Here is a 6,107-nt window from a genome sequence, read left to right on the forward strand (position 1 = left end):
TGGGGCCTACTACGCCGACTGGTGCGTGTCTGGCAAGATCATGGAAAAACAGGTGTTCGGCAAACCCGAAGTGATGGACGCCCTCAAAGACGTACGCTTGCTGCGCCTGGACGTCACCGCCGACAACGCCGCCAGCCGCGAGCTGCTTGGCCGCTACAAGGTGCCGGGGCCACCGAGCTTCGTGTGGATCGGCCCGGACGGTGAAGAACGTCGCGCCCAACGCATCACCGGCGAAGTGGATGCCGCCGCCTTCCTGCAACGCTGGATGCAAACCCGAGACGCACGCTGATGCTGACCCTGACCATCGGCACTTTCGCCATCGCCCTCAATCACCTCCTGCTGATCAGCGCGCTGATTCTTGCCACACTGGTGGGCTGGCGCGTGGCCAAGCGCGGCGGTGAGAACCCGGAGTCGGTGCTGTTCAGCCTTTTCCTGCTGGGCATGCTGGTGGCGCGCATCAGCTTTGTATTGATGTATTGGAGCGATTACCGCCACGACCCGCTGCAGATCGTCGACCTGCGCGACGGCGGCTTTCTCGCCTGGCCCGGCGTGATTGCCCTGGTGCTCGGTGCACTGCTGTACGGCTGGCGCCGCCCTGCCCTGCGCAAACCGCTGAGCGCCGGGGTGGTCACAGGGCTGCTGTTCTGGGGCATGACCAGTTTATCCCTGAGCCTTTACGACAAGGGCGCGCAACTGCCGGATATCACCTTGCGCAACGCCAAAGGCGATGTGGTGCAACTGGCCGATTACAAAGGCGGCCCGCTGGTGATCAACCTCTGGGCCACCTGGTGCCCACCGTGCCGCCGAGAAATGCCGGTGCTGGAACGCGCACAGCAACAACGCCCCGACGTGACCTTTCTGTTCGTCAACCAGGCCGAAAGCATGCAAAGCGTCAGCACCTACCTCGCGACCCAAGGCCTGACCCTCGACAATGTGCTATTTGACGCCAGCGGCCGCCTCGGCCAGGCCGTCGGTTCGATGGCCTTGCCCACCACCCTGTTTTACCAAGCCGATGGGCGCCTGATCAACAGCCACCTCGGTGAGCTGTCCCAAGCCAGCCTGGCCCGTGCCATGGAACCCTTCGATACCGTCACGACAAGGAAACCGACATGCCAAGCCTCCGCCACCTGCTGACCCTGCTGCCGCTGACGCTCGCGGCCACTCTGGCCCAGGCCGAAGACTGGCCGGCACCGATCAAACAGATCGAAGCCAAGGGCGCCAAGATCCTCGGCAAATTTGATGCCCCCAGCGGGCTCACCGGCTACGCTGCGCAGTACCAGAACCGGGGCATGGCCCTGTACCTGACCGCCGATGGCAAAAGCGTGATCGCCGGCAACCTGTACGACGCCAACGGTAAAGACCTGAGCAGCGCGCCACTGGAAAAACTGGTGTACGCGCCAATGGCCAAGGAAGTCTGGGCCAAGATGGAACACAGCAACTGGATTCAGGACGGCGATAAAAACGCGCCACGCACCGTTTACCTGTTCAGTGACCCCAATTGCCCGTACTGCAACATGTTTTGGGAACAGGCACGGCCGTGGGTAAAAGCCGGCAAGGTGCAGTTGCGCCACATCATGGTCGGCATCATCCGCGAAGACAGCCCAGGCAAATCGGCCGCCCTGTTCGCCGCCAAAGACCCGCAAAAAGCCCTGGAAGAACACGAAGCCGCCGGCAAAGGCAGCAAATTGCAGGCGCTGGACAAGATCCCGGCGGATATCGAAGCCAAGCTCGATGCCAATATGAAGTTGATGCAAGAGCTGGAATTGTCGGCGACGCCGGCAATTTTCTACCTGGATGACAAGGGTGGGTTGCAGCAACAGCAAGGCGCACCGTCGCCGGACAAGCTGGTGAAAATTCTGGGGCCGAAGTAATCGGCGTTTCCCTAAGAATATTTCAGGCTTGCCCAACAGAAAACGAGCAAAGCAAATTCATAGAAAGCTGGATGAAGATTTGAGCTTGACGCAGAAAATCCGATGCCCAAACAGGCATCGGATTTTATTTCATAAAGCCAACGATCAGATCATAAACATAGCGGCTTGAGATCAGGCACGTCTGCCAGATGTCTCTTTGCGCTACCGCCGATTGGCGACTTCGAGATCCGCCTCATCCTCACCGAGGCCAGAGACATGAGTGCCTTTGATCAACGGCCCATAACGGCGGCTGAATTCCCCGTTGTAGGGCACGTGGTCTTTGCTGATCCCGTTGTCCCAGTTCACCGACCATGTCATCAGGCCTTTGATCGACAACCCTTTGTCGTACAAACGCTTGAATGCATTGGTCACGGCTGCGGGGTTGATCACATAACCGGTGGCGGCTGCGTCGACGTTAGCCGGGAGGCCAATGACGAACTTGTCCGCCGGGATTTTGGTAAACCCTCGCGTTCCGCTCACCAGACTTTCGGTCAGGTAAAACAGGAAATCCTCTTTCATCGCGTCGTTGTTCTGGGCAATCCAGGCACCGTTGCCGTTGTTGACCTCCTGCACCCAGATCCCGTCGCCCCCCTGGTTGTAATACTGCGGGGCAATGAAGTCGTAATAGCCTTCCAGCGCCTGGAGGTAACCGACGTATTTGCCGGTGGTGGTCAGGTAAGGAAACTCCGGCGCCATGCTGATAATGAAGTGTTTGCCTTCACCGGCGTAATGGTCCTTGACCAGTTTCAACGCGGCGGGCAGGACAGTCTTGTTGTCGGCGAAATCAATCGCGCTCTGTTCAAGATCGATGTCCAGGCCATCAAAGCCATAAGTTTCCACCAGGCGGATAATCTCGTTGGCCAGTGGCTGTTCGTTGCCTTTATGCAACTCGATGTGCGCATCGGCGCCGCCAAGGGAAATCAGCACCGCCCTGCCCTGGCTGTTTAGCACGCCCACCTGGCGGCGGAACTCGGCGTCGGACAGGTTGTACGGCTTGAACGTTGGGATACCGTTGCCTTTCATGAAGGCCACGGCCACCACGTTGTAATCCCTCGGCACGTCCGCCAGGCTCATATTGGCGAATTGGCCACGCTGGTAGCCGTCGCTCGCGCCGGCAGGCCAGTTGTGCCAGAAGCCCATGAGGATCTTTTTGCCGGCAATGCTCGGCATCAGCGAGGCGACATCGTTCAGCGGCGATTTCAGTAAGGTGAAGTCAATCTTTGACATGTTCTAATCCTTCAGAACGTATGGGTTTAACGGCGTGGGCTTATTTAAAGTCCACGTCGAAGGCTTGATAGAAGGCGTTGCCGGTGTTGGCGACGATCCACATCAACACGATCACATGCTTGCCCTTTTTGTTGGCCGGCAGTTTCACTTCGTGATTGACCTTGGCCTTCAGTTCACCTCCATGACTGAAGTACGGCACCTGGGTATAGAAGTCTTCGGCGAACGGCTGGGTTTCCAGTTGTGCGCGGGTGATGCGCTGTTTCGGATCCCAGCCATCCTTGGTGATCAGCCAGCGATAGCCACGGGTGGTGTGCGGCGCGGTGTATTCCCAGGTGACCTTGAAGGTCTGGCCCGGGTCGACATTGAGCAGCGGCCAGGTGAAGTCGCGGCTGAGTTTCTTGGCCATTTCCTCGTTGGTGAAGTTGATGCAGTCACGGGCATCGGTCTTGCCGCCGCTGAGGATGAAGCCGTCGGCTGGTGGGGTGACGCTGTCACTGTCGGTTTGATAAGGCGCCGGGAACGGACCGGCAATCAGTGCCGGAAAGTTCTTGCCGCCTTCCATTTCATTGACCTGCCAGGTAGCCAGCAGGCCGAGATCCACGGCGACTGCGCCACGGCTGGAAGGAGACGTGACACGACCATGGCGAAGAGGTGTCTGGGTTTGTGGGTTATTCATTTGTTACTCCATTGAGATTGATTAAGAACTCTCCTTTCTTGAAGGAGAGAACCTCAAACTAACGGAGTTGCTTTTTTTTTCCACAGGCCCGTTTTTCACTCATTTTATTCTCATGAGACGATAGCCCCGAAAACACTGTATATAAAAACAGTATAATGGCAATCACCTACGCCACCAGAGGTCAATTTCCTACAATTCCAGGCGCAAATAGACACAGCGTCTCTCGCAAACCGCCTTATCCCGTTCGTAAATGATGGCCCTCTGCACGTGATGAGGCACTGGCCTGGCGGCGAGAAAGAATTTCTAGAGAGCGTTCTCAATCAATCAGATGTGCTGAAAGGCACCCTCACCACCTGGCCAGAGCCACGCATGAGCCCGATGGGCTTCTACGACATCGAACGGTTACTTATAGGAAAAAGATCTGTCCCCGCGCCAGGGCACCCTCGTCGATGCCACGATTATTCATGCTCCCAGCTCAACCAAGAACGAGGAAGGCCAGCGTGATCCTGAGAGGCATCAGACCCTAAAAGGTAACCCGTGCCACTTTGGAATAAAGGCCCCTCTCGGCGCCGATGTGGATTCTTTGTTAAGCAACGCTGAAAGTCGTTTGCCTTTCGACTAACAGCACGCTCACCGCCAGTTGTCCCACGTTTGCTTAAAGCCCCTCCAGTTCCGCCATCAAATCACTCAACCGATCGACCTTCTCGGCGCTGATCTCATTCGCCGCCAAACCGTCGATGTACACGGCCAACTCCGCCACCGTGCTGCACTCAAACATCGCCCGCAACGGCACATCGCGCTGCAAGGTTTTCTGCACGCGGGAGGCAATCTGCGTGGCCAGCAACGAGTGCCCGCCCAGCTCGAAGAAGTTGTCCTGTACACCTACCCTCTCGACTTTCAGCACCTCGGCCCAAATCGCAGCCAGCGTGGTTTCCAGTTCGTTGCGCGGCGCCAGGTAATCCTGGCTGTCCAACTGGCCGATCTCCAATGCCGGCAGGGCTTTACGGTCAAGTTTGCCGTTGGCATTGAGCGGTAACCGGTCGAGCCATAACCAATGCAGCGGCACCATGTACTCCGGCAGTTCGGCACGCAGGCGTTGTTTGATGCGGTCCAGGCGCTCGCTCGGCTTGAGGGTTTCATCCGTCGCCACCAAGTAACCCACCAAGTGCTTGCCGTTGACGCCCTCCTGCACACCCACCGCGGCGTCACGCACTTGCGGCTGCTCATGCAGGCGCGCTTCGATTTCACCCAGCTCGATGCGGTAGCCGCGAATCTTCACCTGATGATCGATACGCCCCACATATTCCAACACGCCATCGCTGCGCCGACGTGCCAGGTCGCCGGTGCGGTAAAGGCGCTCGCCCGGCTCGCCGAACGGGCTGGGCACAAACACTTGCGCCGAACGCAGCGGGTCGCTGACGTAACCACGCCCCACGCCGGTACCTGCCACGCACAACTCACCTACAGCACCTTGCGGCACTAACTCCAGCGCGCCATCAAGCACGTACAACCGGTTGTTGTCGGTCGGCGTACCTATCGGCAGATAAGTGCCACGGGTAGACGCCAGGTCGACACGGAAGAACGCCACGTCATCCGAACATTCCGCCGGGCCGTACGCGTTGACCAAGCCAATCTCTGGATAACGCAGCAACCATTGGCGCGCCAGTTCCGGCGGCATCGCTTCGCCCGTCGGCAGCATCCAGCGCAGGCCGTCCAGGCTCATGCGCGCCTGGGCGAGCATGCCCTGGATCAGCGACGGCACGCTTTCCAGCACAGTAATGCCCTGGGCCTGCACATGCGCCAGCAAACCCTGCGGATCATGGGCAATCGTATTCGGCACGATATCCACCCGCGCGCCGAACAGCGGCGCGGCGAGGAATTGCCACACGGAAATATCGAAGCTTTGCGAAGCAGTCTGGGCGATCACATCCGCCGCGCTCAGGTCCAGGTACGGCACCTTGCTCAATTGGTTATTGAGCATGCCGCGCTGTTCGACCATCACGCCTTTGGGCAGGCCGGTGGAGCCCGAGGTGTAGATCACATAGGCAAGGTTGTGCGGACCGCTGTAGACCCCTGGGTTTTCCCCACGGCCCGGCACTTCCTCCCACACCAACAACTGGCAGTCGGTGCCTTCGAGCAATTCAATCGCCTGCTCGCGGCACGCTTCAGTGCACACCAGCAACGGCGTGCGGCTCAGGTCAATAATGCGGCTCAGGCGCTGGCTTGGCAGGCCCGGGTCCCGCGGCCGGTAACCGGCGCCGGCCTTGAAGCTGCCCATGATCATCCCCAGCAGC

Annotated in this window: 4 protein-coding genes and 3 pseudogenes; 4 read left to right on the forward strand and 3 right to left on the reverse strand. The window is 58.9% G+C overall.

Annotated features, from left to right (window positions below; genetic code table 11):
- The 3 genes and pseudogenes from E0F99_RS28340 to dsbG all read left to right on the forward strand — a co-directional run.
- Positions 1 to 289 (forward strand): annotated as a pseudogene (locus E0F99_RS28340) (protein-disulfide reductase DsbD); the annotation flags it as partial.
- Complete coding sequence (locus tag E0F99_RS28345) at positions 289 to 1,134, forward strand: TlpA disulfide reductase family protein (RefSeq protein WP_083357538.1); 846 nt, start codon at positions 289 to 291, stop codon at positions 1,132 to 1,134. The pseudogene E0F99_RS28340 and the gene E0F99_RS28345, both read left to right, overlap by 1 nt.
- Positions 1,110 to 1,871, forward strand: coding sequence for a thiol:disulfide interchange protein DsbG (gene dsbG, locus E0F99_RS28350; RefSeq protein ID WP_083357537.1), 762 nt, complete (start codon positions 1,110 to 1,112; stop codon positions 1,869 to 1,871). Before E0F99_RS28345 ends, dsbG begins: the two co-directional genes overlap by 25 nt.
- 267 nt (positions 1,872 to 2,138) lie before the next feature.
- Here the strand turns inward: dsbG and E0F99_RS28355 are convergent.
- Together E0F99_RS28355 and E0F99_RS28360 are read right to left on the reverse strand one after the other, a co-directional pair.
- A pseudogene (locus tag E0F99_RS28355) lies at positions 2,139 to 3,137 on the reverse strand (chitinase); the annotation flags it as partial.
- A gap of 40 nt (positions 3,138 to 3,177) precedes the next feature.
- Positions 3,178 to 3,813, reverse strand: a complete 636-nt coding sequence (locus E0F99_RS28360) for a lytic polysaccharide monooxygenase auxiliary activity family 9 protein (RefSeq protein WP_083357535.1) — start codon at positions 3,811 to 3,813, stop codon at positions 3,178 to 3,180.
- Between the two features lie 412 nt (positions 3,814 to 4,225).
- Here E0F99_RS28360 and E0F99_RS28365 point away from each other — a divergent pair.
- Positions 4,226 to 4,396 (forward strand): annotated as a pseudogene (locus tag E0F99_RS28365) (IS5/IS1182 family transposase); the annotation flags it as partial.
- A gap of 72 nt (positions 4,397 to 4,468) precedes the next feature.
- Here E0F99_RS28365 and E0F99_RS28370 read toward each other — a convergent pair.
- On the reverse strand, positions 4,469 to 6,107 hold a 1,639-nt coding region (locus E0F99_RS28370), incomplete at its 5' end, for an amino acid adenylation domain-containing protein (protein WP_130909074.1).

Source organism: Pseudomonas antarctica (assembly GCF_900624995.1).
In the GTDB taxonomy this organism is placed as follows: domain Bacteria; phylum Pseudomonadota; class Gammaproteobacteria; order Pseudomonadales; family Pseudomonadaceae; genus Aquipseudomonas; species Aquipseudomonas antarctica.

Excerpts from the sequence above, each read along its gene's own strand:
- dsbG (WP_083357537.1), top strand. The coding sequence starts at position 1,110 with ATGCCAAGCCTCCGCCACCTGCTGACCCTGCTGCCGCTGACGCTCGCG.
- E0F99_RS28360 (WP_083357535.1), bottom strand. The coding sequence starts at position 3,813 with ATGAATAACCCACAAACCCAGACACCTCTTCGCCATGGTCGTGTCACG.
- E0F99_RS28345 (WP_083357538.1), top strand. The coding sequence starts at position 289 with ATGCTGACCCTGACCATCGGCACTTTCGCCATCGCCCTCAATCACCTC.